At 62.1% G+C, this 25,589-nt stretch carries 20 protein-coding genes and 1 other RNA gene; 7 read left to right on the forward strand and 14 right to left on the reverse strand.

Annotation, left to right across the window (positions count from 1 at the left end; genetic code table 11):
* Positions 1-2: 2 nt before the first annotated feature.
* The 3 genes from hflK to RL_RS16780 all read right to left on the reverse strand — a co-directional run bounded on the left by hflK (position 3) and on the right by RL_RS16780 (position 2,560).
* Entirely contained in the window at positions 3-1,085 is a 1,083-nt protein-coding gene (hflK, locus tag RL_RS16770; RefSeq protein WP_011652753.1) for an FtsH protease activity modulator HflK, read from the reverse strand.
* Positions 1,086-1,233: 148 nt separating this feature from the next.
* Positions 1,234-1,752: a dihydrofolate reductase gene (locus RL_RS16775; RefSeq protein WP_011652754.1), complete on the reverse strand. Its 519-nt coding sequence runs from the start codon at positions 1,750-1,752 to the stop codon at positions 1,234-1,236.
* Between the two features lie 13 nt (positions 1,753-1,765).
* Positions 1,766-2,560, reverse strand: a complete 795-nt coding sequence (locus tag RL_RS16780) for a thymidylate synthase (protein ID WP_011652755.1) — start codon at positions 2,558-2,560, stop codon at positions 1,766-1,768.
* Positions 2,561-2,671: 111 nt separating this feature from the next.
* On the opposite strand from RL_RS16780, the gene ssrA reads away from it, so the two are divergent.
* The 4 genes from ssrA to RL_RS16795 all read left to right on the forward strand — a co-directional run bounded on the left by ssrA (position 2,672) and on the right by RL_RS16795 (position 4,303).
* Positions 2,672-3,034, forward strand: a transfer-messenger RNA (tmRNA) gene (gene ssrA / locus RL_RS37045).
* 127 nt (positions 3,035-3,161) lie between these two features.
* On the forward strand, positions 3,162-3,677 hold the full coding sequence (locus RL_RS16785; RefSeq protein WP_003541317.1) for an SspB family protein: 516 nt from the start codon (positions 3,162-3,164) through the stop codon (positions 3,675-3,677).
* 49 nt (positions 3,678-3,726) lie between these two features.
* A complete protein-coding gene (locus RL_RS16790) occupies positions 3,727-3,921 on the forward strand; it encodes a DUF4169 family protein (protein WP_011652756.1) in 195 nt (64 codons plus the stop codon).
* A 157-nt stretch (positions 3,922-4,078) separates the two neighbouring features.
* Positions 4,079-4,303: a ribbon-helix-helix domain-containing protein gene (locus RL_RS16795; protein ID WP_011652757.1), complete on the forward strand. Its 225-nt coding sequence runs from the start codon at positions 4,079-4,081 to the stop codon at positions 4,301-4,303.
* Positions 4,304-4,410: 107 nt separating this feature from the next.
* Here the strand turns inward: RL_RS16795 and RL_RS16800 are convergent, their stop codons facing one another.
* From RL_RS16800 to RL_RS16810, 3 genes are all read right to left on the reverse strand, one after another.
* The gene (locus RL_RS16800; protein WP_011652758.1) at positions 4,411-8,127 is read right to left on the reverse strand and encodes an AsmA family protein; all 3,717 of its coding nucleotides are present in this window, start codon (positions 8,125-8,127) and stop codon (positions 4,411-4,413) included.
* 202 nt (positions 8,128-8,329) lie between these two features.
* Entirely contained in the window at positions 8,330-9,742 is a 1,413-nt protein-coding gene (locus tag RL_RS16805; protein ID WP_011652759.1) for an FAD-binding oxidoreductase, read from the reverse strand.
* 161 nt (positions 9,743-9,903) lie between these two features.
* Positions 9,904-10,938, reverse strand: coding sequence for an aldo/keto reductase (locus RL_RS16810; RefSeq protein ID WP_011652760.1), 1,035 nt, complete (start codon positions 10,936-10,938; stop codon positions 9,904-9,906).
* Positions 10,939-11,030: 92 nt separating this feature from the next.
* On the opposite strand from RL_RS16810, the gene RL_RS16815 reads away from it, so the two are divergent.
* Complete coding sequence (locus tag RL_RS16815) at positions 11,031-11,933, forward strand: LysR family transcriptional regulator (protein WP_011652761.1); 903 nt, start codon at positions 11,031-11,033, stop codon at positions 11,931-11,933.
* A 327-nt stretch (positions 11,934-12,260) separates the two neighbouring features.
* Positions 12,261-13,355 carry an AbrB family transcriptional regulator gene (locus RL_RS16820; RefSeq protein WP_011652762.1) on the forward strand — a complete coding sequence of 365 codons (1,095 nt, stop codon included), beginning with the start codon at positions 12,261-12,263 and terminating at the stop codon, positions 13,353-13,355.
* Here the strand turns inward: RL_RS16820 and RL_RS16825 are convergent.
* Positions 13,315-14,202 carry an AraC family transcriptional regulator gene (locus RL_RS16825; RefSeq protein ID WP_011652763.1) on the reverse strand — a complete coding sequence of 296 codons (888 nt, stop codon included), beginning with the start codon at positions 14,200-14,202 and terminating at the stop codon, positions 13,315-13,317. The genes RL_RS16820 and RL_RS16825 overlap by 41 nt on opposite strands.
* Positions 14,203-14,247: 45 nt before the next feature.
* Here RL_RS16825 and RL_RS16830 point away from each other — a divergent pair, with 45 nt between their 5' ends.
* Positions 14,248-14,655, forward strand: a complete 408-nt coding sequence (locus tag RL_RS16830; RefSeq protein WP_003560946.1) for a DUF2000 family protein — start codon at positions 14,248-14,250, stop codon at positions 14,653-14,655.
* A 52-nt stretch (positions 14,656-14,707) separates the two neighbouring features.
* Here the strand turns inward: RL_RS16830 and RL_RS16835 are convergent, their stop codons facing one another.
* From RL_RS16835 to RL_RS16865, 7 genes are all read right to left on the reverse strand, one after another.
* Positions 14,708-15,373 carry an OmpA family lipoprotein gene (locus tag RL_RS16835; protein ID WP_011652764.1) on the reverse strand — a complete coding sequence of 222 codons (666 nt, stop codon included), beginning with the start codon at positions 15,371-15,373 and terminating at the stop codon, positions 14,708-14,710.
* Positions 15,374-15,785: 412 nt separating this feature from the next.
* On the reverse strand, positions 15,786-16,784 hold the full coding sequence (locus tag RL_RS16840; RefSeq protein ID WP_003541338.1) for a flagellin: 999 nt from the start codon (positions 16,782-16,784) through the stop codon (positions 15,786-15,788).
* Between the two features lie 273 nt (positions 16,785-17,057).
* Positions 17,058-20,213, reverse strand: a complete 3,156-nt coding sequence (locus RL_RS16845; protein ID WP_011652766.1) for an efflux RND transporter permease subunit — start codon at positions 20,211-20,213, stop codon at positions 17,058-17,060.
* Complete coding sequence (locus RL_RS16850) at positions 20,210-21,418, reverse strand: efflux RND transporter periplasmic adaptor subunit (protein ID WP_011652767.1); 1,209 nt, start codon at positions 21,416-21,418, stop codon at positions 20,210-20,212. The genes RL_RS16845 and RL_RS16850 overlap by 4 nt, the downstream gene beginning before the upstream one ends.
* 268 nt (positions 21,419-21,686) lie before the next feature.
* Positions 21,687-22,607 (reverse strand): adenylate/guanylate cyclase domain-containing protein, encoded by a 921-nt coding sequence (locus RL_RS16855; RefSeq protein ID WP_011652768.1) that lies wholly within the window; start codon positions 22,605-22,607, stop codon positions 21,687-21,689.
* A gap of 156 nt (positions 22,608-22,763) precedes the next feature.
* Positions 22,764-24,314 (reverse strand): SpoVR family protein, encoded by a 1,551-nt coding sequence (locus RL_RS16860; RefSeq protein ID WP_011652769.1) that lies wholly within the window; start codon positions 24,312-24,314, stop codon positions 22,764-22,766.
* Positions 24,311-25,585 carry a YeaH/YhbH family protein gene (locus RL_RS16865; protein ID WP_011652770.1) on the reverse strand — a complete coding sequence of 425 codons (1,275 nt, stop codon included), beginning with the start codon at positions 25,583-25,585 and terminating at the stop codon, positions 24,311-24,313. The genes RL_RS16860 and RL_RS16865 overlap by 4 nt, the downstream gene beginning before the upstream one ends.
* Between the last annotated feature and the right edge of the window lie 4 nt (positions 25,586-25,589).

Here is a 25,589-nt window from a genome sequence, read left to right on the forward strand (position 1 = left end):
ACTCAACCTCCCTGCTGTGCCGGCTTGCCAAGCTCATTGAGCGGCAGATAGGGCAGGACGCCCTGCTTCTCGTCAATGATGACCTTCCGGGAATTCTTCAGCACCTGCTCCATCGTTTCGAGATACAACCGCTTGCGGGTCACGTCGGGCGCCTTGGAATATTCGTCGTTGATCGCCGTGAATCGCTGCGCTTCACCTTCTGCCTCCTTCACGACACGGTCCTTGTAGGCGGCTGCATCTTCACGGATTCTGGCCGCATCGCCTCGCGCCTGGCCGAGCTTCTGGTTCGTGTAGCGATTGGCCTCTTCGATCGTGCTGTCACGGTCACGGCCGGCACGCTGCACTTCTTCGAAAGCATCGGCGACTTCCCGCGGCGGCGCCACGTTCTGGATCGTCACGCCGGTCACGGTCACGCCCGCGCCATAGCGGTTCATCGTGTCCTGCAGGATATTGAGCACATCAACTTCGATCGGCTGACGATTGCTGCGGAAGGCGTCCTGCGCCGGACGCCGGCCGACGATTTCACGCATGGCACTGTCGGAAACCTGCTGCAGTGTCTCTGCCGGATTTTCGACGTTGAAGAGATAGGCCTTGGGATCGCTGACGGTATAGAAGACCGCGAACTGCACATTGATGACGCTTTTGTCGCTGGACAGCATCAAGCCGTTTGAAGACGAGGCCGAAGTCGCCCCGATATTCAGCTGCTGCACGGTCACCTTGACCGTCTCCACCGTTTCCATCGGCCAAAAGTGGAAATGCAGGCCCGGCATGGAAATCTCGTCCTTCGGCTTGCCGAACCGCAGTTCGACGCCGCGCTCGTCCGGCTGCACGACATAAATGCACTGGATCAGCCAGAAGACGGCGACAATCGCCACGACGATCACTGCCACGCCGCCATTGAAGCCGCCGGGAATGATGTTGCGCAGCTGGTCCTGGCCGCGCCGGATGATATCTTCCAGATCAGGCGGTCCGCCCTTGCCGCCGCCACCGCGCGGCCGGTTCGGCCCCTGTCCCCATGGTCCCTGATTATTACCGCCGCCGCCGCCCCAAGGGCCGCCGCCGCCATTCTGATTGCTCCAGGGCATCAAAACCTCGTTGTTCGTTAAGTCTCCACGCATCCGAAACCGTGGGGGCTGACCGGCGGACGCGTTGGTGACCGTTATAGGTATCACCGCATCGGCTTTCAACGCAGCGTGAGAAACTTGGTCAATTTAATTGGAAAATAGTTCATTTTCAGGCGTAACGGCGTTCGTAGACGATGAAACGCGTGGGATAACTGTCCTTTTCGCCGGCCGGAACCGCGATCGCCTCCCCCGCCTGCCAGATGTCGGGATCGATCGCGGGAAACGACGCGTCTCCGTCCAGATCGACCTCGACATGCGTGATGCACATCCGGTTGGCAAAACCGATCGCCTGGGCATAGACCTGCCCGCCGCCAATAATGCAGATCTCGTCGACAGCGGTTTCGAGCGCCAGCCTGTCGGCCGCCGTCATCGCCTCGGGCAGCGAATGGGCCATGGAGACATCAGGATGGTCTATCGCCGCTTGCCGCGAAATGACGACGTTCGGCCGTCCCGGCAGCGGCTTACCGATCGAATCGTAAGTCTTGCGGCCCATCACGACAGGCTTTCCCAATGTCAGCGCCTTGAAGCGTTTGAGATCGCTCGAAAGCCGCCACGGCATATCGCCGTCGCGGCCGATAATGCCGTTGCGGGCAACGGCGGCGATAATGGTCCTGCGGATGTCGGCCATGGAATATCCCGGATCAGACGGCGATCGGCGCCTTGATGCTGGCATCGGCCTCGTAGCCGATCAGCTCGAAATCGTCGAAGGTGAAGCCGAAAATGTCCTTCACATCAGGCTTGATGCGCATGAACGGTAGCGGCTTCGGCCGGCGCGCCAGCTGCAGCTTCGCCTGGTCGAAATGGTTGTGATAGAGATGGGCGTCGCCGAGCGTGTGGACGAAGTCGCCGGGCTTCAGCCCGACCACCTGAGCCACCATCATCGTCAGCAGCGCATAGGAGGAGATGTTGAACGGCACGCCGAGGAAGATATCGGCCGAGCGCTGGTAGAGCTGGCAGGAAAGCTTGCCGTCAGCCACATAGAACTGGAACAGGCAATGGCAGGGCGGCAGCGCCATTTCGTCCACTTCGGCCGGATTCCAGGCCGAGACGATGTGGCGGCGCGAATTCGGGTTGTTGACGATGCCTTTGACGAGATTGGCGATCTGGTCGATATGGCCGCCGTCGGGCGCTGGCCAGGAGCGCCACTGGGCGCCGTAGACCGGCCCGAGATCGCCGTTTTCATCGGCCCATTCGTCCCAGATCGAAACGCCGTTCTCCTTGAGATAGCGGATATTCGTTTCGCCCTTCAGGAACCAGAGAAGCTCGTGGATGATCGAGCGCAGATGCAGCTTCTTCGTGGTGAGGACGGGAAAGCCCTCTTCGAGGTCGAAGCGCATCTGGTAACCGAAGACCGAGCGCGTGCCGGTGCCGGTGCGGTCACCCCGGTCGGAGCCCTTTTCCATCACATGATTCAAGAGATCGAGATATTGCTTCATGTCGCGCTGATTCCGTTTCGGCCAATTTAAGCCTTCGGAACCGGGAAACCAATCACCGGCGGGCATTTTCCCAATGTTTCTGATGGGTCGCATAACGCTTTTATGACGTTTGCCCTTCCCTTGGGCTGAGGAAACCACTATATCAGCGTTGCCGGCTTTCGGGTCGGCTATGGCGATAAATGAGCGGTGTAATAAACCTATTGGACCCGGGGGCGGTACCCGGCGCCTCCACCAAAAACCGGCGGTCTTAAAGGCCGGCTTTTGATGGGGGCGAAACAGGATCGACAAGGGTGTAAAGATCGTCTTTTTGCTCGGCATTGTACCGCCGTTATCGGGCTAAAATTGTAGTTGCAAACGACAACTATGCGGAAGCTCGTCTCGCTGCTTAATCGCGGTGTGACACTTCAATCAAAGTCCTAGTGGTTCGCACCTCTAGGCGGGGTCCGAAGGCACCTGGCAACAGAAGCCTTCACCTTCTCCCTGCCGCCGAAATCATGTATGTTGCTTAAAAACGTGACTCGGCTCCGGTCTTTCCCAAGGCGCCTGGACGTGGCATACAACCTTGTGAAAAGACTCCGAACCGACGAAAGACAGGAAAAGCATGGGGCAGGATCATATCCGCTACGACATTCTGGCACAGGATGCACTTCGCGGCGTCATCCGCAAGGTATTGGCGGAAGTCGCAGCCACGGGCCGCCTGCCCGGTGATCATCACTTCTTCATCACCTTCCTCACGGGCGCCACCGGCGTGCGCATCTCCCAGCACCTGAAGTCGAAATACCCCGAGCAGATGACCATCGTCATCCAGCACCAGTTCTGGGATATGAAGATCACCGAGACGCATTTCGAGATCGGTCTTTCCTTCTCAGACGTTCCGGAAAAGCTGGTCATTCCATTCAATGCGATCCGCGGCTTCTACGATCCCTCCGTCAACTTCGAGCTCGAATTCGACGTGCCGCTCGCCGATGGCGAAGAGTTGCCGTCCGGAGAAATCACCGCCTATCCGGTGGATGCGGCCGGAAAGCCCGATGACGCCGCAGGCGCAAAACCCGCCGACGGCGAGGAGAAGAAACCGGGCTCCGTCGTCTCGCTCGACTCCTTCCGCAAGAAGCAGTGATTTGAAGGGAGGCCAAGCCTCCCTTTTTCGTGAGGGTCCAGGCAACCGCATGAGCGCCGAAATCATCAATCTGCGCCAGTTCCGCAAGAAGCAGGCTCGCTCCGAAAAGGAGAAGCAGGCCGAGCAGAACCGCATCTCTTTCGGCCGCACCAAGACCGAAAAGCAACTGACCCGCAGCCTGAACGAAAAGGCCGACAAAGCCCATCGCGACGGCCGGATCGAGACGGATGACGACGGCGCGTGACGCTTTCACGCAAAGCGTGAAAAGCCGGAATGGATTCTGCGATCAGCCACTTGCGCACTTTCCTTGAATCGATCTGCCAACCCACGCTTAATTTGATAGAACGTCCTGAGCGCGTCGTTTCGGACGCGCTATGCTCTATCCGGGATGTGAAGGCCCCATGATTCGCAAGCATTCGGCGACATTGCACGGCCATCGCACCAGTTTCTCGCTGGAGGATGAGTTCTGGGCTGAGCTGAAGACGATTGCCGGAGCCCGTTCGATACCGCTCGCCGCCCTGATCTCCGAAATCGACGACCACCGCCCACCGGACAGCAACCTGTCCTCGGCGCTGCGCTTGCATGTGCTTTCCTGGCTGAAGGCCAGCGGCGACCGCAAGCCCTGACGCGGGGCATGATGCGCGTTGCTCAAGATCTGGTGGCGATTCGGGACGACGGCATCAATGAAAACAAAGGCCTGACGCGCTATGCATGAATTAAATTCTATGCGCTTTCACTGCGCCTGAACGCCCGGCACCTGGTCGAAATTGAGCGGACCGGGCTGCGCTTGCCCACTGCGCCGTGCTGCTTCCGCCTCGGCCGCGGCTCTCGCCTGCGCATCCGCATCCGCCTTCGCTTTGGCTTCCGCCGCGCGTGCGGCCTCCGCCTCGGCAGCAGCCTTCTCAGCGGCTGCCTTCTGCGCCAGCGCGCGAAGCCGCTCTTCCTCCGCCTGCCGCTGTTGCTCGATCTCGGCCGCCTTGATGCGCTCGGCGTCGTTGAACCGGTAGAGCGCCACCTCGCGGCGCAGCCGCTGTTTTTCGAGCACGACCGCCTGCAGCCGCTCGACGCGCCGGCGCTCGCGCTCGAAGGCGCGCAGCGACAGATAGCTGGTGATATCGGTCACATCCATCGTCTTGCCGGGCGACGGCAGCATGCCGGAAAAATTCAGCCGAAGAGCCGGCTCGGCGCCGGAAAGCGCTTCCGTGCCGGGATTGAACCCGACACCCAGCGTCGCGCTGATCCGCTCTTCCGGCAGCGCGATCTGCGCATCGGCGGTGATGCGGGCGAGATCGTTGGCGACGGTGACATTCTGCACCCTCAGCGTCCCGTCGGCGATGTTGAAGGGGATGCCGAGTGGTGGCAGCTTCGCCTCGCCGTTGCTGAGCAGCGTCTCGATGATCGGATGCACCTTGCCGGCATTGATCTGCTCCTGCATCGTATCGGTCGCGGCAAGCAGCGGCGGCAAGATGGCAAGGTTCAACCCGCGTATGCTGGTATCGCCGAGCCTCAGTTCGCCCGAACCATTGAGCGAGCTGGCGATCTCGCCGATCGTCTTGCCCGAGGCCTCCATCGACAGCGACAATCCGAACTTGCCGTTGGCGATCGGCGCGCCGTCGCGCAGCCAGACGACGCCGGAAAGATCGGAATCGGCAAGCGCAAGCTTCGTCTGCAGGAAACCTGTGCCGCTGGCATTGGTGAAGAGCAGATTGCCGGAGAGCTTTCCGCCGTCCCAGTTGCCGGCCATGTCGTTGAGCTGCAGCTCGTCACCCTTATAGGCGACGTTGCTGGTAAAGTCCGACACCGCCGTTTCCGGCAGGCCGGGCCAGAACTCCTTGGCCGCCAGCTTCACGTTGACGTCGAGATCCTTGAAGATGGGCAGCCCCAGCGGCGCCGCCGTCAGTTGACCGTTGGCGGGATCGACGATCTGGCCGAACACCGCCTCGCCGAGCCAGCCGGCATCTGCCTTGGAGAGTGTCAGCCCGCCGCTCGCGGTCGTCTTCGCAGCCTTCCGGTCGAAGGTCAGCGCACCGGAAAATTCGTTGTCGGCCGCATGCCCCTTGAGATCGGAAAAGACGATCTTGTCGCTGTCGACGGCGGCATTGACCTGAAGGCCGAACGGCAGCCCGGTTCCGGTCTGTGGCAGGGCGATGCCGTTCATGATGAGATAGGGGTCGATATCGGCGCTGTCGAGCGAAAGCGCGATCTGGCCGTTCATGAAGGTCTCCGGCCGGACGTCGACCTTGCCGTTGGCCATGAACGAGGTCCGGTCGGTCGCAAAGGTCAGCGCCGCATCGGCGGGATCGTTGCCCGATGCCTTCACCTTCAGCGTCAGTCGGCCATTGGCGCCGACATCGACCGGCAGCGGATCGAGCCCGGCCTGGCCGAACAGGACTGATGGCACGGCGTTTTCGAGCGTCGCCTCGAGGCTCGTCGTGCCGTTGCCGGTCAGCGCCAGGAGGTCGGACATGCGGTAATCGAGATTGACGCGGCTGCCGTTCGCCACACCGGCAAGCGTCACCGTCAGCGCATTGCCCTCGTCGCCGCCGAGCGTCAGCGCGCCGCGAAGCGCCGTATTGCCGTACCAGCCGGCGTTGCGCACCAGCCGGTCGAGCACCGGGTGATGCGGCAGGTGCTCGCGCAGCATGGTGAAGAAGCCGCCGGGATCGGCCGATTTGAAGGTGATTTCGCCGGCACCCTTGTAATCGAGCAGCGAACCTTCCGCCCTGCCCGTCGCCGTCAGCTCGGCCCCGGCGATATTCTTGATCGACAGCCGGTCGACGGCGAGCGCCCCATCGGCGATCGTAAACGTGGTCTCCACATTCTCGGCACTGACGCCGAAGGCGGTGAACTTGTCGGCCTTGAGCTGGGCGGCGATCTTGTGGTCGAGCACGTTGTCGCCGGCATCCTGGCCGGTCATCAACCCGCTCAGCGCCTGTAGCGCGTCGAGATCGAGCGTATCGCCGTTCAGCGCTACCGAAAGCGTCGGCGTCTGGCCGGAGATCGCCTGGCGCTCCAGCCGGCCCTTCAGCGTCGCCGGTCCGATGGCAATCTCGAGATTTTCAAAACGCTGCAATTCATGCGTCAGGCTGACATTGGCGGAAAAGCCCGCCTGCCGCAATTGCCGGATGGCCGGATCGACCGAGCCGGCAAGCCAGGAGGCAAGCCCCGTCGGCTGGCTGGAGGCGACCACGATCTGGCCGTTGAACGAAGGTTCGCCCTGAAGCAGGAGCTTGCCCTTGCCTTCCACCTGCGTGCGCCCCGGCAGCGTGCCGGTGGCGCTGTCGATCAGCCAGCCGGTGCCGGCAGGCTCCAGCTCCAGCTGTACGTCGCGCAGCGTCGTATCGCCGGCGACGATCGCCGGCAATTTGACGCTCGCCTTGCCCGGCACCTGCGGGATCGGCACCTGCGCGACGATATCGATCAGCGAATTCAGCCGCTGGCGCGCCGAAACAGCTGGATCCCGCGTCGTTTTGCCGGCCGAGCCCTGATTGCCGATGCGGTTGACGTCGATCTGCTGCCCGTCGGCGGTCAGCAGGAATTCCGGCGAATTGCCGGTATCGAGCGTCGCCTCGCCGGTTATGACATAGGGATCGTCCGTCGGGCCGATCTCCATCCGGTATTCGGGGATGCGGATGCGTTCGTTGGTAAGCTCGAAGCGGCCCTTGACGCGCGGCGGCTGCTCTTTCTTGTTGGCGGGCTTGGCACTGTTGCGGATTTCGACCGCGGCCGAAAGCTGGCCCTGATAGTTCGGCTTGCTGTCGACGAGCTTCAGCTCGCCGTCGAGATCGACGCTGACAGGGTGCTTGTCCGGCGAAAGCCTTGTGCGCATGCGCAGCACGCCCTTCTCGTCCGGCTGGCTGCTCGAGATCGAGAAGCCGCCGTGCTCGCCGTCGAGCGCAGCATCACCCTCGATGCGCCAGGGACCAGCCAGCGACTTTGCCGACATTTCCGCATTGAGGCCGGTGATGCGACGCGAGCGACCCGACTGATCGTCGATGAATTCGACCTCGCCACCGCTGACATGCACGTTTTCGAGAACGACCGTCCTTGCCGGTATTTCCGCGCGGCTGCCGCGCATCCAGTCGAGCGTGCCGTCCTTGAGCAATCTCAAGCGCACCTTCGGATTGACGACGCGCATGTCGAAGATCAGCGCTTCGCCCGACAGGAAAGGCGCGAGCTCCGCATCCATGGAGAACTGCTCGACCTTGACGATCGGCGTGCCGTCCGCTTCCTGGCCGACGCGCACGTCATGCAGCGTCACCGACGGGAATGGCAGCAGGCGCGCATCCACCGTGCCGTAGACGGTGACCTTCTTGCCGATGATGCGGCTTGCCTGATCCTCGAAATTCTTGCGGAAATCCGTCCAGTCGATGAACAGCGGCGCAAGCAGCGCCACAAACAGCACTACGACGATCACTCCCCCCAGAAAGACGAGGAACCGGCCTACCAATGCAAAGCGTCTCCATTCGGGATTCTGTTGCCGACACTAGAGCATGATGCCGAAAAGTGTGAGCGGTTTTCGGACGACATCATGCTCTAACTCTTTAATTGAGAACAGGATTCAAATTTCAGGGCGAGCCGGCCCAACATCATCTTGTTCTAGCGCTATTCATGCCGGGGGCAAGACCCAACTTCATGAGAATGTTTCGTTTTCAGCCATGGTGGAAAATCTTGCCGGGATTGAAGATATCGTCCGGATCGAGCGCCTGTTTCACCTGTCGCATCAGATCCACTGCGCCGCCGAGCTCCTGTTCCAGAAACGCCATCTTGCCCTGTCCGACCCCGTGTTCACCGGTGCATGTTCCGTCCATTGCGAGCGCCCGCCGGTTGAGCCGTTGCACGAAAGCCTCGGCCACGGCGACGCCTTCGGTGCTCTTGTCATCAAACAACAACAGCACATGGAAGTTCCCGTCACCCGCATGGCCGACGATCGGCCCCAGCAGCCCATGCTCCTCGATATCCGCCTGCGTTTCGGAAACACAATCGGCAAGCCTCGATATCGGAACACAAACATCGGTCGAAAGTGCGGCAAGCCCGGGCGCCAGCGCCCTTGCAGCCCAATAGGCGTCGTGGCGCGCCTTCCAGAGCTTCGTCCGCTCCTCGGCATTGGCGGTCCATAGGAATTCGCCGCCACCGCATTCGGCGGCGATCTCGGCAAAGGCTGCCGATTGCAGCGGCACCGTCTCGTCGGTGCCGTGAAATTCGAGGAACAGCGTCGGGCTTTCGGCATAGGAAAGCTTGGAATAGGCGTTGCAGGCTCGCATCTGTACCGTGTCGAGCAACTCGATGCGCGCCACCGGAATGCCCATCTGGATCGTCATGATGACGGCATCGCAGGCGGCCTTGATGCTCGGAAAGGCACAGGCCCCTCCGGCGATCTTCTGCGGGATCGCCTGCAGGCGCAGCGTCACCGAGGTCAGAATGCCAAGCGTGCCCTCGGCGCCGACGAAGAGCCGCGTCAGATCGTAGCCCGCCGAGGATTTACGGGCGCGCCGGGCCGTGCGGATCTCCTCGCCATTGGCAGTCACGGCGGTGACGGCAAGCACATTGTCCTTCATCGTTCCGTAGCGCACGGCATTGGTGCCGGAGGCCCGCGTCGAGGCCATGCCGCCGATCGAGGCGTTGGCGCCGGGATCGATCGGGAAGAACAGGCCCGTATCGCGCAGGTGGATGTTCAGCGCCTCGCGTGTGACACCCGGTTCGACGGTGCAGTCGAGATCTTCGGGATTGACCTCGAGCACCCGGTTCATGCGGCTGAAATCGATGGAAATACCGCCATTGGCGGCATTGACCTGCCCCTCCAGCGAGGTGCCGACACCGAAACCGATCACCGGCACCTTGTGGGTCGCACAGGCATTGACCGCCGCCTTCACATCCTCGGCGCTCTCGGCGAAAAGCACCCCGTCCGGCAGCTGCGGCGGGATATAGGTGGTCGTATGGGCATGCTGTTCGCGGAAGGACTGGCCGGTCTGGAAACGCTCGCCGAAGCTCTGCTTGAGAATGCCAAGCACCGCGGCGATACCCACCTCGTTGCGTGTGCCCGCCTTCGCGTCCTTCAGCGCCATCCCTTTGATCTCCCTGCCATTCCGCAGAAACCATATCGTGTTCCGCAGGTTAGCTGGGTATGCGGCAAGTCAAAGCGGCTGTCCAGTTAAGATTGGCAGAAGATTTCATTCCCCTTTTGTTGTAGGCCGCTTGTTATGGCCAAATCCGCCGCCCCGGCGCCTCAGACAATCGGCGGATTGAGCCGCGCAAAACCCTCCTGCCTGCGATAGGGAAAATAGGGATAGGGCGCCGTGACAGCGCTGACGGCATCGAGCCTTTCGATCTGCTCCCTCGACAGGCTCCAGCCGACCGCGCCGAGGTTCTGCCTGAGCTGCTCCTCGTTGCGGGCGCCGATGATGACGCTCGATACCGTCGGCCGGTTAAGCAGCCAGTTGATGGCGATTTGCGGCACCGTCCGGCCGGTCTCGCCTGCGATGGCGTCCAGGACCTCGACGATGTCGAACAGCTTCTCGTCGTCGACGGGCGGGCCGTATTGCGCCGTCTCGTGCAGCCGGCTTGCCTTGGGCAGCGGTTGGCCGCGGCGGATCTTGCCGGTCAGCCTTCCCCAGGCAAGCGGACTCCAGACGAGGGCTCCCACACCCTGGTCGGCGCCGAGCGGCATCAGCTCCCATTCGTAATCGCGCCCTGCCAGCGAATAATAGACCTGATGGGCGACATAACGCGGGGAGCCGTGGCGCTCGGCGGCGGCGAGCGACTTCATCAGTTCCCAGCCGGCAAAATTGGAAACGCCGACATAGCGGATCTTGCCTACAGCCACGAGCCCATCGAGCGTCGACAGCACCTCCTCGACCGGCGTCGAGGCATCGAAAGCATGAAGCTGCAGCAGGTCGATATAGTCGGTCCCGAGCCGGCGCAGCGCATCCTCGGTCGCGCGGATCAGCCGTGCTCGGGACGTTCCCCAGTCCTGCGGCCCCTCGCCCGTCGGGAGCGCCGACTTCGTCGAGATCAGCACAGCGTCGCGCCGGCCGCGGATCGCCTGGCCGAGCACCTCCTCGGATGCGCCGGCCGAATAGACGTCGGCCGTGTCGAAGAGATTGACGCCGGCTTCCAGGCAGATGTCGACGAGCCGCCGCGCTTCCTCGGCATCGGTATTGCCCCAGGCGCCGAACAGCGGCCCGCTGCCGCCGAATGTGCCCGCGCCGAAGCTCAAGACCGGCACTCTGAGGCCGGAGGCACCGAGATTTCTATAGTCCATGGATCTGTCTCCTGTATTTCCTATGAGATAGACCTCGGGCATTCGATGATATAGATTGACTATCAGCAAATCATCTGTGACTTGAATTCATCATGGGTCGTCAGGACATCAATCGCTCCGGCGAAATGGAAGTCTTCGTCAGCGTCGTCGAGCGCGGCGGCTTTTCTGCGGCCGCTACGGCCCGGCGCATGACGCCGTCGGCTGTCAGCAAGCTCCTCACCCGGCTGGAGACACGCCTCGGCGCCCGCCTCGTCAACCGCTCCACCCGCAGGCTGCAATTGACGCCGGAAGGCTGTGCCTTCTATGAGCGCTGCATTACCATCCTAGCCGATATCGCCGAGGCCGAACGTCAAGCATCGACAGGTGAACAGGCCTCAGGCCGCATCCGCATCAACACCAGCGGCTCTTTCGGCAACCATGTGCTGGCGCCGCTCGTGCCGACCTTCATGGCGCTTCATCCGGCCGTGACGCTGGATATTTCCCATACCGACAGAATAGTCGACCTGATGGAGGAGCGCGCCGATGTCGCAATCCGCGCCGGCCCCTTGAAGAATTCCAGCCTGATCGCCCGCAAGCTTGGCGTCACCGGCAAGATCATTGTCGCATCGCCGGGTTATCTCTCGCGTCATGGCAAACCACGCACGATCGCCGATCTCCGCCACCATTGCCGCATCGGCTTTTCTTACGCCCGCGCTATTGAGGGCTGGTCGCTACGCGAAGGTGGCGAAACTGTAACGATCCCGATCACCCCGGGCCTGCAGGTGGGAGACGGCGAATCGATGCGCCACCTCGCTCTGTCAGGCGCCGGCCTTGCCCGCCTTGCCGCCTTCACCGTGCGCGCCGATATCGATGCCGGCCGCCTGGTGCCGGTGCTCGAAGAGGCCAATCCCGGCGATCTCGAGGAGTTCTACGCCGTCTATATGGGCCAGGGTGGCCCGCTGCCGGCGCGCATACGCGCCCTGCTCGATTTTCTCGTCGGCCATGTCCGTTTCTGAGGCACCCAGCCCGAAACCGTTCAGCGCATTTGGAATGATGACATGTATAGAAACAACGACTTGAAGCGGTCGTATGAATCAGTTTCGCATTCCAGCGCGCCAAGAAGCCAGATTTCGCAATTGACCGCCCGCCTCGCACCCGCCTATACCGAACCCGCGTCAGTCGGTCCTTGCAGCCGGCCTCTCTTCGTCATGCCGGAGCCTCTTCCCATCTTCAGCCCTTAAGGGCTCGCGCCGGTCATGCTCTAACTATTTAATTTAGAGCAGGATTCAGATTTTGGCCGACCCGGCCTAAAATCATCCTGTTCTAGGAAAGATACGGGGATCATGTCATTCAGCGACGCGAGCCGCCTGCTGCGGGATGCCGGCCTGCCGAAATGGGCGCTGCTATTGGCACTTTCGACCGCTCTCGTCGTCTTCCTCGAACTCTTCGCTCTGCCGGCCTCGCTGCTGATCGGACCGATGGTCGCGGCAATCGCACTGGCGTTGACCGTCGGCAAGGGAAAGCTTCGCGTGCCCTTCTGGCCGCTGCAGTTCGGGCAGGTCCTGGTCGGCCTGATGATGGCACGCACCATCACCCCTGACATTCTCGGCACCATGGCGAAGGACGCACCGCTCTTTCTGCTGTTCATCTTCTCGGTCATCGCCATCGCCACCGGCCTCGGCTGGCTTTTGACGCGCTGGCAGGTGCTGCCGGGGACGACCGCGGTCTGGGGTTCCTCGCCGGGCGGCGCCTCCGCCATGGTCATCATGTCGGAAGCCTATGGCGCCGATGCCCGTCTCGTCGCCTTCATGCAGTATCTGCGCGTTGTCTTCGTCGCCGTCGGCGCCTCTGTGGTCTCGCGCCTGTGGGTGGCAGCCGACGGCGCCGAGCCGCCGCCGCTCGTCCTCTTTCCCGAGATCGACTGGCCAGCCTTTGCGGCGACGATGGCTTTTGCCGCCTTTTGTGCCTATGGCGTCCGGCGCCTGCACCTCCAGGGCGGCACGATCATCGTGCCGCTCTTTCTCGGCGCCTTGCTGCAGGGCATGGGCCTCCTGAAAATTGAGTTACCGATGTGGCTGCTCGCTATCGCCTATGCACTGGTCGGCTGGAGCATCGGCCTGCGGTTTACCCGCTCGATCCTCAAGCACGTGGCGCGCGCCCTACCGAGGGTATCGGCCTGCATCGTGCTGCTGATGGCGCTCTGCGGCTGCATGGCGGTGGCGCTTCACGTCTTCGCCGGCATCGATCCGCTGACCGCCTATCTCGCCACGAGCCCCGGCGGCGCCGATTCCGTCGCCATCATCGCCGCCTCGAGCGATGTCGACGTGCCCTTCGTGATGGCGATGCAGACCGGCCGCTTCCTGGTGATCTTGATGATCGGCCCGACGCTCGCCCGTTTCATCGCCCGCCGCTCCGGCCTTGCGGAAAACCCCGCCTGAGCGCCGCCCACTGGCCGGGTGTCATGCCGTAGGCCTTCTTGAAATGGCGGTTGAGATGGCTTTGGTCGGCAAAGCCGGTCGCCGCCGCCACATCGGAAATCCCCTCGCCCGTGCCGATCATCGCGCGCGCCTGCTGCAGCCGCCGCATCAAGAGGTAGCGGTGCGGGCTGGTGGCGAAGGCCGCCCGGAAGTGCCGCGACAGTGCGAAGCGGTCGAGCCCTGTCACCGTCTCCAGCTCGCCGGAACGTACGGCCCGCGTCGCATGCGCTTCGAGATAATCCCGCGCTGCCCGCGCCTGCCGCCAGGCGACGCCGCCGAGCGGCCGGCGCGGCAGGCGCGCATGCCGTGACAGGCTGCCCGTCACCCGCATCACGAAATCGTCGACGAAGAGTTCGTCCAGCTCGCGGTCGAGTTCACCGAGCGCTGCCAAGAGCACCGACGCCAGCGAGGGGTCGCCGATGACGGGTTCGTCGACGAAAGGCAGGCCGACGCCGTCTGCCTCCAGGCATTCGAGCAGCAGCGACGGCTCCAGGTAGAGCATGCGGTATTGCAGCCCGTCCTCGGTCGCGGCACCACCGTCATGTTCCTCGTCGGGATGCAGCACGATCACCTGCCCCGGCAGGCTGAAGCGCCGCTCGCCGCGATAGCGGAAGGTCTGAACCCCCTTCAGAGTCACGCCGAGTGCATAGGTGTCGTGCCGGTGCGGCTCGAAGGCATTGCCTGAGAACTGCGCCTCGATGCGCTCTATGCCGGGAAAGGCGGGTGCGGCCAGAATGCCATTGCTGGATGGTCCCGCGCACAAACGTTCAAGACCTTCGAAGACCTGCGGATGTAAATCGTGGTTCAACGCGCCCGATACTCCATAACCCGTAGATAGGTGAAAGACCGTCCGATGTTTGATACCAAAATTGCCGTCGTCCTGCGAAACAATCTTGCCGGCTGGCAGAAGCTGAACGTCACCGCCTTCCTGATGACAGGCATCGCCGGCCGGCATCCCGAGATCATCGGCGAAGCCTACAGGGACCGCGCCGGCAATCTCTACAATCCGCTATCGATCCAGCCGATCATCGTGCTCTCCGCCGACGAGGCGACCATATCAGCCGTTCACCGCCGCGCGCTGGAGCGCGATATAACCAGCTCGCTGTTTATCGAGGAGATGTTTGCCACCGGCCACGACGCGGCCAACCGCGCCGTCTTCGCAGAATTTGCGCCCGAAGACGCCAAGGTGGTCGGTATCGCCCTGCGCGCCGAAAAGAAGATCGTCGACAAGATCACCAAGGGCGCGACGATGCAGCACTGACGAAAAAGGGCCGGGCGTGACCCGGCCTTTCCACAAACGGTATGAGCCAGGATCAGCTCTGCGTGATCGGCGCGATCTGAATCTCGACGCGGCGGTTCTGCGCGCGGCCGGCTTCGCTCGCATTGGAGGCGACAGGCTGCGACGGGCCGAAGCCGACGGCGGAGACGCGGCGCTGGTCGATGCCCTGGCCGCCGAGATAATCGGCGACCGAAAGTGCGCGGCGCTGCGACAGGTCCTGATTGTGCTGCAGGCTGCCGGTCGAATCCGTATGGCCGTTGACGTCGATCAGCGTGCGGTTGAACTTGCGCAGTACGATCGCCACCGAATTCAGCGTCGGATAGAAGCCCGGCTTCACAGCGTCCTGATCGACGTCGAAGGTGATGTTCGACGGCATGTTGAGGATGATGTTGTCGCCGTTGCGGGTCACCGAAATGCCGGTTCCTTCGAGCTGGGCGCGAAGCTCGGATTCCTGCTGGTCCATGTAATTGCCGATCGCACCGCCGGCGAGAGCGCCGACGCCCGCGCCGATCAACGCCGCATTGCGCTTGCCGTGGCCGCCGCCGCCGACAGCCACGCCGACGAGCGCACCGCCCAGCGCGCCAAGCGCTGCGCCGCCGGCTGTGTTGGAAACCTTCTGTTCACCGGTATAGGGATCGGTCGTCGTGCAGGCGCTGAGATAGCTTGCGGCAATAGCGAGAAGTATGAATTTTTTGATCATGGGCAGGACGGTCTCCGTTCGATTGATGCGAGCAAATGGCAAGGATTGCGGCAAGAAAATGAAGATGTTCTCCTGATAGGGCAAATTCGGACGTCGAAACACAGCCATGTTGCGGGAATGCGCTGATATCACCAGTTTTGGCCGATGACCGCTCCTGCACCTCCATAGGTATAAGGCGTGTCTGCCATTGCGGCCTTCAGGCCGATGGTGCCGTTCATTACGATTGCCGTCATCGACTGACGTCTCCATAGCGCGTGTTGGAGCGCCTCCTCCGTCACAGGAATCCGGCCGCCGCGCGTCCGTGCGGTGAATGAGTCAATGCGGCGATTCAAAAAGTCTATCGCGTCCAAGGACTTGGGCGCACTGGATTCCTGGGACGAGCACAGGAATGAGGGAAAGTGGGGTTGCCCTCTTAGAAATTCTGGAACAACTGCCGCACGGTGTCGTAAGTGGCGTTGGCGATGTTCAGCGACTGCAGGCCGAGCTGCTGCTGCGTCTGCAACGCCCGCAGCCTGCTCGACTCCTCCTCCATGTCGGCATCGACAAGTCGGCCGATGCCGGCGGTGATATTGTCGTGCAGTTTCGTGGCGAAGTCGTTCTGCAGGTTGATGCGCTTTTCCAGCGCGCCGAAGGCCGAACCGACCGTCGTCAGTTGCGTCAGTGCGGCATCGACGACGCTGATCATCTGGCCGATCTGGCCCTGCGTCGTGCTTGATGTCACAGAGATCACCACCTGCCCGGTGGTGGTGCCGTTCTTGCTCGTCATCAGCACGTAATTTTGCGCAGCACCGAGCTCGGTGGCGAAATAGGCCGATGTCAGCACCCCGTATTCGCCGGAACCGGTGGCACGGTCGTCGATCAGGTAGCGCGCGTCCTTGGAGGTTGTCGCCCCGACGGGTGTGTTGTCGATATGGTAGCTCAGCATGCCGATCGAGATCGTGCCGTCGGCGTTGCGGATGAACGAGGCCGGGATCTGGCGCGGCTGCGTCGGCGTCGCATCGTTGGTGAGGACCACCCAGTTGTCGCTGTTAAAGGTCGCCGATTCCGAAACGCTGCGCAGTTGCTCCTGCAGCTGTTTGATCTCTTCGTTGATCTTGTTCTTATCGATGCCGTCTTCGGTTGCGGCAACCAGCTTTGCCTTGATTTCGGAGACGACGTCGATGACGCTCTGAACGCCGGTATAGGCCGTTCCCATCGTCGCTGCGGCCATGCCAAGCGCATCCTGGATCGCCGAAACCGCTTTATTGTCGGTCCGCGCGGTGGTGGCGATCGACCAGTAGACGGCGTTGTCGCTGGCTTTTTCGACACGCATACCCGTCGTAATGTGATTTTGCGTGACCGTCATATTCCGATTGATATCGCGCAGCACATAAAGCGCCGCATCCACGGAGACACGCTGATAAATACTCACGGGACTAAACTCCAAAACACAACAGACGCAAACTGAACTAAAAATGAACCGTGCCGCACGGACATTCATGTCCGGGGTCGCTGAAACTTCAGCGCATCGCAGCCTTCAAGAAACGAAGAAGACCAGTTGGTTACTGGTTACAATCATTGCCGTTTACGCTTAACAAACGACTAAACTTCAGAAGTAATTTAGGTGTTTTTGCAAGGTTTCATACACCATAAAAAACGCAGCCGGACGAGGTTGGCCGGCGGCATTTCGTCATCGGATAAGACCCTATTCGGCGGCCTGCAGCTGCTCATCGTCGGGTGCGGCGCGCGGCCGAGTGGCGACCGACATCTCCTCGTGCAGGCGCGCTTCCTCGTGGGCGTGCGGCTTGGCGAAGCGGGCAAGCAGCAGATAGGCGACCGGCGTGATGAACAGCGTCACCAGAGTAGCGAAACCGAGGCCGCCAACGATCACCCAGCCGAGCGCAACACGTGCTTCGGCGCCGGCGCCATGGGCAAAGACCAGCGGCACGCCGCCGAGGATGGTGGCGATCATCGTCATCATCACGGGCCGGAGACGCAGCGCGCAGGCCTTCTCGATCGAAGACCGCACATCCTCGCCCCGGTCGCGCAGCTGATTGGCGAATTCGACGATCAGGATACCGTTCTTCGCCATGACGCCGACGAGCAGCACCAGGCCGATCTGGCTGTAGATGTTGAGGCTGGAGCCGGTGATAACAAGTGCGAAGACGGCGCAGGCAAGACCAAGCGGCACTGTCGACATGATGATCAGCGAGGACAGCACGCTTTCGAACTGCGCGGCCAGCACCAGGAAGATGATGACGATGGCGAAACCGAAAGTCAGCGCCATGCCGCTCGAATTCTCTTCGAGAGTGGCCGCCTCAGCGAGCGGCAACAGGCGGGAGCCTGGCGGCAGCAGCGGCTCGGCGAGCGCAGTCACTTGGCTGACAGCATCGCCGAGCGACATGCCGTTCCTGAGGCCGGCGGTGATCGCCACGGAGGCGAGCTGCTGCTCGCGGTTGAGCTGCGGCGCGACCGACCCTTCCTTCATCGTGGCGATGACCGACATCGGTACGATCTTGCCGTCGCCGGTTTTCAGGAACACGTTCTCGAGGTCGGTCGGATCGTCGATCGGCCGCGTCGTCGAGGTCAGAAGCACGGGATAGGATTCGCCGTCGACGAAGACGTCGACCACCGATCGCCCTTCGAGCAGCGATTGGATCGCCGTCGAGAGCCCGGTTATGTCGATGCCGAGATCCGAGGCGCGCTCGCGATCGATCGCCACCGATACCTGCGCCTGGCTGGGCTCGTTGGTCAGCCGCGGCGTATCATACTGGCCGGTGGCCTCGAGCGACTGAACAAGCTTGGCGGCCGCCGCAGTCAGCGCCTCGTGATCATTGCCGATAAGCGCCATCTGCAGACCACTGCCGGCGCCGCGGATGCGAAGGCTGTTCGATGAGATAGCATTGCCGCGCAGGGCCGGCACCCTGGCGGCTGCCTGGTTGATATCGCCGACGATCTCCGTCTGCGTCCTGTCACGCTCTCCCCAGGGGGCAAGCGTCAGCACCATGAAGCCGCTGTTCAGCGAACCGCCCTGCCCGGAGATCGAGAAGATATTGCGGATGTCGCCGCTGTCGACCAGCGGCTGCAGATATTCCTCGACGAGTTGCATCTTGTCGCGGGTATATTCGAGGCTTGATCCCTGCGGCGTCGTCAGCCGCATCATCACCAGCGACCGGTCCTCTTCGGGCGTCAGCTCGCTCTTCACCGTCGAGAAAGCGACGAGTGCCGCGCCGGCAAAGATCACCGAGAACAGGATGACGACGAAGGGCGCGTTGAGACAGCCGTGCAGCGCCCATTTGTAGAGATCGGCGAGCGCCCCGCCGAAGCGGCCGAGCATGCCGTGATCTTCGAGCATCGGTTTGGTCAGCATGCGCGAGGCGAGCATCGGACACAGCGTCAGCGCCACGATCGACGACAGCCCGACCGAGAAGGCCAGCACGAAGCCGAATTCGCGGAAGAGGCCACCGACCTGTCCCGGCAGGAAGGAGAGCGGAATGAACACCGCCGCCAGCGTCGCCGTCGTGGCGATGACGGCGAAGAACACCTCGCGCGTTCCGAGCACGGCAGCAGCGCGCGGCCCCATGCCTTCGGAGCGCCGGCGTACGATATTTTCGAGCACCACGATCGCATCGTCAACGACGAGGCCGGTCGCCAGCACGATCGCGAGCAGCGTCAGGATGTTGATCGAGAAGCCGACCATGTAGATCGCCGCCAGCGTGCCGATCAGCGCCACCGGCATGCTGACCGCCGGGATCAGTGTCGCCCGCCAGTCGCGCAGGAAGAGGTAGATGACGGCGGTGACGATGACGGCGGCAAGCACCAGCGCCAGCACCACTTCGTGGATCGCACCCTGGATGAAAACGGCGTCGTCGCTGGTGACGGCGATCGTCGTGCCCTCGGGCAGCGTCTTCGACAGTTGGTCGACGGCCGCCTTGATGCCGGTCGAGATGTTCAGCGTATTCGACTGCGCCTGGCGAATGATGCCGAGGCCGATGCCCGGCTTGCCGTTGGAGCGCAGCGCCGTTTCGCCGTCGCGTGGTCCAAGCATCACCGTCGCAACGTCGCCGAGCCGGACGCGGTCCTGCAGGATGACGTTGGAAAAATCCGCCGGCGTCTGCAGGTTGGCGGTGGCGCGCACCACGATATCCTGCGTATTGCTCTTCAGCGAGCCGGCCGGCACGTCGAGTGCCGCATTATCGAGCGCCTTCGTCAGGTCGCCGATGGTCAGTCCACGGCTGGCGAGCGCGCCCTGGTCGACGTCAACGCGGAAGACCTTCTCCTGGTCGCCATATTCCTCGACGTCGGCAACGCCGTCGACGGAGGCGAGGCGATCGATCACCTCGTTTTCGACGAGCTGGGTCAGGTCGTCCATGTTGAGATTGGTGGAGGTGACGGCAAGGCGCATGATCGCCGAGGAATCCGAATCCGCCTTGACGATCTGCGGTGCATCCGCCTCTTCCGGCAGGTTCTGGGTAATGCGGCCGATCGCGTCGCGCACGTCGTTGGCGGCGACCGAGAGATCGATCGCATCCGAGAATTCCAGCGTCACCCGGCTCTGACCGAAGGACGAGGTCGATGAAATCGATTTCAGGCCGCTGACGCGCGCGACCGCCCCCTCGATCACCTTGGTCAGTTCCTGGTCGATCGTCTGCGGCGATGCGCCGTCGAAGGTGGTGCGCACGGTGACGACGGGACGGTCGACATCGGGCAGTTCGCGCACTTCGACGCCGACATAGGCGGCAAGGCCGGCAACGACCATCAGCGTGTTGAACACCAGCGCCAGGATCGGTCGACGAACGAAAAGTGCAGTGAAGCTCTGCTTGCCCGACGCCCTGTCCTGATGAATCTCGGTCACGTTCATTGGGTGGCGACCTCCGCAGTCGCGGCGACATCGGCGCTCACACGCACCGCCCCGCCCTCACGTACGCGCTGCAGGCCCTGCGTGACGATCACGTCGCCGTCCTTGAGATCGGCTTTGACGAGCACGAAATCCGGGTTACGCTGCACGATGCTGACCCGCACCTTATGCGACTTGTCGTCGTTGACCTGCCAGACGAAGGAGCCCTGCGAATCCCACTGCACGGAGACCGGGTCGACAGCCGGATATTTGTCGCCAGGAAATTTCATGCTGACACTGAAGGACATGCCGGCACGCAGCTCATCGGAACTATTGTCGATCCGGGCGCGCAGACGCAGCGTGCGGCTTGCCGCGTCGATGCGGTTGTCGACGGCTTCGACCACGCCCGAAAACACCTGCCCCGGCCTTGCCACAGACATCGCCTCGACCGGCTGGCCGACCGACACCGTATTGGCGAAGCGCTCCGGCACCCAGTAGTCGACGAGGATTTCCGAACGGTCATCGATCGTGACGATCGGGATGCTAGTCGTGACGTTGTCGCCGATATTAACCGGCACGATGCCGACGATGCCGTCGATCGGCGCGGTGATATTGCGCCGGGCGAGATTGAGCTCGGCGGCCTGCAGCTGCAGCCGCGCGCCCTGCTCGGCGATCTCCGAATCGAACACGTCCATGCGTGACACGCTGGACTTGATGTTGTGATAGAGATTGGACTTCTCGACGGCGGCCTTGACCGCCACATCAGCCTGGCCGCGGGCGATCACCTGCTCCTCGCTGTCGAGCTTGGCCAGCACCTGGCCGGCCTTCACCCTGTCGCCCGACTTGATGAGGATTTCGCGGATCGTGCCCGACGCCTGCGGCGTGACCGCGACCGAACGGATCGCATCACCCGTGCCGATGGCGTTCAGCCGGTCGTTGACGATACCCTGGACGACCGCCTGCGTCGCGACGAGAATGGTGTTGTTGCGCCCGCCGCCATTACGGCGGTTCCCCTGTCCCTGCCCCTCACCACGCTGCTGCCCTTGCGCCCGGGCCGGAGCGTCGGCACCGGCAGCCTCCTCGGCCTTCGGCGCGATCTTGGAAACGATGCTGTCTGGAATGCCTGCATCGCGCATCGTATCGCCGGCGCCGGGCACGAAGAAAACCCACGCGGCGAAGCCGGCAATAATGACGATGAGCGACAGTACAAACTGCTTCCAAAAGGCCATTCACGTCTCCGGAGGGACTCGAGGTTGGACCAGGGTCGGTCGAAAGAGGCGCTGCGGGATCCAGATTCCCGTCTGATGCGACAATATCGCGCGTTTACAGCTTACCGGCAAGCATAAGCAGCCGGCATTACCGATTTGTAATATCAGCAAAGAATGGAAATAACCCGGCCGCTCACTTTTGCTTGAATGAACACTCGCCCGTGTCTTTGATCCCGCCGATTGTCGGGCAAGATACCGTACAAAATCCCTGAAGATGCGGGTTGGATGTCTATCGGCGCATCGACCACCGCACACCCATCACAGCCGCAATCCCCAGTATCGGCCACACCGCCCAGAACTGCCCCGTCCAGGTGAAGAGGTTGATGCCGGCAAGGCCAAGCGCCAGGATCGCCAGCAAGGTGATCTTGCGGTTGAACCGGATCTGATCGCGGTTCCAGGCGAGCGCCGCGATGACGGCAAGCGCGAGCACCGGAAAACGCGCCCAGAAGACGCCCTGCCACGACAGGAGATTGATACCGATCAGGACGGCGGCGATGACGCCGAGCACGCCATACAGCCTGCGTCCGCCCGGTGCTGGGGTTGTCTCGGCCTCAGCGGCCGCCATAACCGGCGCCGGCTGCGGCCGCGCGGGGCCGGATCGTTCTGCAGATGGCGTCTCGTCCCTGGCATCGCCGATCTTCACCGCGTAGCTCGGCACGCCTTCATCGACATTCTTCACCATCAGCGGTCCGAGAAACTCGAAACCAACAGCCACCTTGTTGCGGACCTGGTCATAGACGGTGCTCGATATCACGATACCGCCTGCCGCAGCCGACGTCTGCAGCCGCGCGGCGATGTTGACGCCGTCGCCATAGATGTCGTCGCCCTCGACGATTACGTCGCCGAGATTGATGCCGATGCGGAAGAGCATGCGACCGTCGGCTGGGCGGCGGGCGTTGAAACCCGCGAGTTCGTTCTGGGTGTCGACGGCCGCACGCACCGCCTCGACCACGCTCGGGAAATCGGCGATCAGCCCGTCGCCCCAGGTATTGATGACGCGGCCACCATGGCTTTCGATCAAGCGTCCCATCGCTTCCCGGCAGCGCTTGAGCGCAGCGAGCGTCCCCTCCTCGTCAGCCCCCATCAGCCGCGTATAGTCCTGCACGTCAGCACAGAAGATCGTCGTCAGCTTGCGCCGCGTTTCACTCATGGTCTCTCGTCTCCGCGCTATCCGCCCCGGAAGATCGCTGCAAAGGGTGAAACTGGTCGAGATCAAGTGGGCGATTGCAACGGCGGTAAACTACTAAGGCTTTGTGTTTGTTGCCACCGATAATTGTTCATTATCGCCCGTCAGCATAACCGGTGATCACTGAACGATCTTGCGCGGGCTCGCCGCGTGTTCTCTTGCCACCGTGCTGGAACTGTCGATTTCCTGAAGCAACACGTCATAGCCCCAGAGATCGGCAAGATGCTGCAGGACGAGTTTCGTGTCATTTTCCTGAAGATAGCAGCCATTCATGACGATGTGCTGCAGCAACAGGCGGCGGTCGCCGGCGAGGTCGACATCGACGATATCGATTGCCGGATCGGTCCAGCCGATATCATATTCGCGGGAGAGCTGGCGGCGGATGCGCAGGTATCCGCGCTCATTATGAATCGCCGAGACCAGTACCCCCTCGGTCTGTTCCGGATCGTCGTAAAGATGGAACAGCCGCAACTGCCGGATCATGTTCGGGCTTAGGAACTGGCTGATGAAGCTCTCGTCCCGGTAATTGGCCCAGATGTCGCGAAGAACCGCCATCGCATCGCCTCGTCCGGCGATATCGGGGAACCATGCACGGTCCTCTTCCGTCGGATTCGTGACGATCCTCTCGATATCCTGCATCATCGCAAAACCAAGCGCATAGGGGTTGAAGCCCGAGAACCGCCGGTCGTCATAGCTTGGCTGAAACACGACGTTGGCGTGCGACTTCAGGAATTCGAGGAAGTTTCCGTCGCTGATCTGCCCCCGCTCGTGAAGGCGGGTCATGATCTGGTAGTGGACAAAGGTGGCGGTTCCCTCGTTCATCACCTTGGTCTGCCGCTGGGGATGGAAATATTGTGCGACGTGGCGGACGATGCGAAGGATCTCGCGCTGCCACGGCTGCAGCCGCGGTGCCGACTTTTCAAGAAAATAAAGGATGTTGTCCTGCGGAAGCCCGAGGGCGGCGCGGCGCTTTTCCAAGCCGATGTCACCCGCCTTTCGGGCCTTACCGACGGGAACCGTGCGCCACAGATCGTTGAACATCTGCTCCTCGTGGGCGCGGCGCTCCTGCTGCCGCTTTTCCTCCTGGCGAAGATCGATCGTGGTCTTGCCCGCGTATCGATGCACCCCGTGCGACATCAGCGCATGGGCTGCGTCGAGCGTGCGTTCGACGGCCGCCTCGCCGTAACGTTCCTCGCAGCGGGTGATATAGCCCTTGGCGAAATCGAGGTAATCGAGGATGCCCTCCGCATCGGTCCAGAGTTTGAAGAGATAGTTGTTCTTGAAGAAGTGGTTGTGGCCGAAGGCCGCATGCGCGGTGACGAGCGTCTGCATCGTCGCCGTGTTTTCCTCCATCAGGTAGGAAATGCAGGGAGAGCTGTTGATGACGATCTCATAGGCGAGGTCGCGCATCCCGCGACGGTAGAAGGTTTCGTGATGCGCAAAGTGTTTGCCGAAGGACCAATGGCGGTAGAAGAGCGGCATGCCGGTCGAGGAATAGGCATCGAGCATCTGCTCCGAGGTGATGACTTCGATCTGGTTCGGATAGACGTCGAGGCCGAGTTCGCCGAGCGCGATCTCCTCGCAGGCGTCGTGAATGCGCTGGAGTGTTGAAAAGTCCCAGTCGGCCCCCTCGAATAATAGCCGCTCTCGTGGCCTCATCGTCATGGTCATGGCGTCACCTTCGACTGTGCGTCACGTTTCTGGAAGAGATCGTGGAAAACAGGGAATATTTCGTTTCGCCGGCAGACCTTGCGCATCGAAAGCGGCTGCAGCTCGGAACGGATCCCGTCATAGAGCATCCAAAGCGGTGAGCGGGATACCGAGGAGTCACCGCCTTCTTCGCCGACTTCGATATAGGCAAAATACTGGCACAGTGGCAAAATCTCGCGCAGCAGTTGTCCGCTCAGGTTCCCGTCCGAATGAGCGTTGTCGCCGTCCGAGGCCTGGGCGCCATAGATATTCCATTCCGCCGGATCGAAACGCGCCGCGATGATCGCCCGCATTGCCGCCAGCGCACTGGAAACCAGCGTGCCGCCCGTTGCCGGGCCATAGAAGAAGGTTTCCTCGTCGACTTCCTCGGCCTTGTCGGTATGGCGGATGAAGACGATCTCCACTTTCTTGTAGCGCTTCGACAGGAAAAGATAGAGCAGCAGGTAAAACCGCTTCGCCAGATCCTTCATGTGTTCCGACATGGAACCGGAGACGTCCATCAAGCAGAACATCACGGCCTTCGCCACAGGCTTCGGCTCGTTTTCGAAGCGACGATACCGCACGTCGAGCGGATCGATGTAGGGAATGCGCCGGCTTTTTTCCGTCAGGGACTTGAGTTTTGCCTCAAGCGCCAGCCGGCTCTCGTCGTCCTCGCATTCCTCGATCTGCCGCTGCAGGGCTTCGATTTCCTCGCGGCGCGGACGGTGAAGCGCGACACGGCGCATCATCGCGAGCCTGGTCGTGCGACCGACGGCGATGTTGGACGGCGATCCCGACACGGAATAACCAGCACGGAACGGAGTTTCCTCCTCGGTTTCGGCCAGGCGCCGCTTGGCAAGGTCGGGCAGTTCCAGATCGTCCAGGAACACATCGAGGAATTCCTCGCGCGTCAGCACGAAGCGGAAGCCGTCCTCGCCCTCGCCCTCACCCGCATCCTTGGGTTTTCCGCCCCTGCTCCCTGGCGGGCGCGGAAGAATGTCGCCTTCGACGAAGGCCCTGTTTCCAGGCAGGATATGGTCGCGGATGCCGCCGTCGCCCCTTCTCAAGTTCGGCTCGGCCATTCCATCGATCGGCAGGCTGATTTCCCCGCCGTCGAGCACATCGCGAATGTTCCGGTTTTGCAGAGAACGTTTTACCGCCTGCTGCACGGCGCCTTTCATGCGCCGAAGAAACCGTTGCCGATTTTCCAGACTTTTACCGCGCGGATTTAGCCGACGGTCGACAATGTGCATATTG

It is taken from the genome of Rhizobium johnstonii 3841 (assembly GCF_000009265.1).
Taxonomy (GTDB): Bacteria; Pseudomonadota; Alphaproteobacteria; order Rhizobiales; family Rhizobiaceae; genus Rhizobium; species Rhizobium acaciae.

Excerpts from the sequence above, each read along its gene's own strand:
- hflK (WP_011652753.1), bottom strand. The coding sequence starts at position 1,085 with ATGCCCTGGAGCAATCAGAATGGCGGCGGCGGCCCTTGGGGCGGCGGC.
- RL_RS16785 (WP_003541317.1), top strand. The coding sequence starts at position 3,162 with ATGGGGCAGGATCATATCCGCTACGACATTCTGGCACAGGATGCACTT.
- RL_RS16820 (WP_011652762.1), top strand. The coding sequence starts at position 12,261 with ATGTCATTCAGCGACGCGAGCCGCCTGCTGCGGGATGCCGGCCTGCCG.
- RL_RS16860 (WP_011652769.1), bottom strand. The coding sequence starts at position 24,314 with ATGACCATGACGATGAGGCCACGAGAGCGGCTATTATTCGAGGGGGCC.
- RL_RS16805 (WP_011652759.1), bottom strand. The coding sequence starts at position 9,742 with ATGGCGCTGAAGGACGCGAAGGCGGGCACACGCAACGAGGTGGGTATC.
- RL_RS16810 (WP_011652760.1), bottom strand. The coding sequence starts at position 10,938 with ATGGACTATAGAAATCTCGGTGCCTCCGGCCTCAGAGTGCCGGTCTTG.
- RL_RS16790 (WP_011652756.1), top strand. The coding sequence starts at position 3,727 with ATGAGCGCCGAAATCATCAATCTGCGCCAGTTCCGCAAGAAGCAGGCT.
- RL_RS16865 (WP_011652770.1), bottom strand. The coding sequence starts at position 25,585 with ATGCACATTGTCGACCGTCGGCTAAATCCGCGCGGTAAAAGTCTGGAA.
- RL_RS16815 (WP_011652761.1), top strand. The coding sequence starts at position 11,031 with ATGGGTCGTCAGGACATCAATCGCTCCGGCGAAATGGAAGTCTTCGTC.
- RL_RS16855 (WP_011652768.1), bottom strand. The coding sequence starts at position 22,607 with ATGAGTGAAACGCGGCGCAAGCTGACGACGATCTTCTGTGCTGACGTG.
- RL_RS16795 (WP_011652757.1), top strand. The coding sequence starts at position 4,079 with ATGATTCGCAAGCATTCGGCGACATTGCACGGCCATCGCACCAGTTTC.
- RL_RS16830 (WP_003560946.1), top strand. The coding sequence starts at position 14,248 with ATGTTTGATACCAAAATTGCCGTCGTCCTGCGAAACAATCTTGCCGGC.
- RL_RS16775 (WP_011652754.1), bottom strand. The coding sequence starts at position 1,752 with ATGGCCGACATCCGCAGGACCATTATCGCCGCCGTTGCCCGCAACGGC.
- RL_RS16845 (WP_011652766.1), bottom strand. The coding sequence starts at position 20,213 with ATGAACGTGACCGAGATTCATCAGGACAGGGCGTCGGGCAAGCAGAGC.
- RL_RS16780 (WP_011652755.1), bottom strand. The coding sequence starts at position 2,560 with ATGAAGCAATATCTCGATCTCTTGAATCATGTGATGGAAAAGGGCTCC.
- RL_RS16835 (WP_011652764.1), bottom strand. The coding sequence starts at position 15,373 with ATGATCAAAAAATTCATACTTCTCGCTATTGCCGCAAGCTATCTCAGC.
- RL_RS16850 (WP_011652767.1), bottom strand. The coding sequence starts at position 21,418 with ATGGCCTTTTGGAAGCAGTTTGTACTGTCGCTCATCGTCATTATTGCC.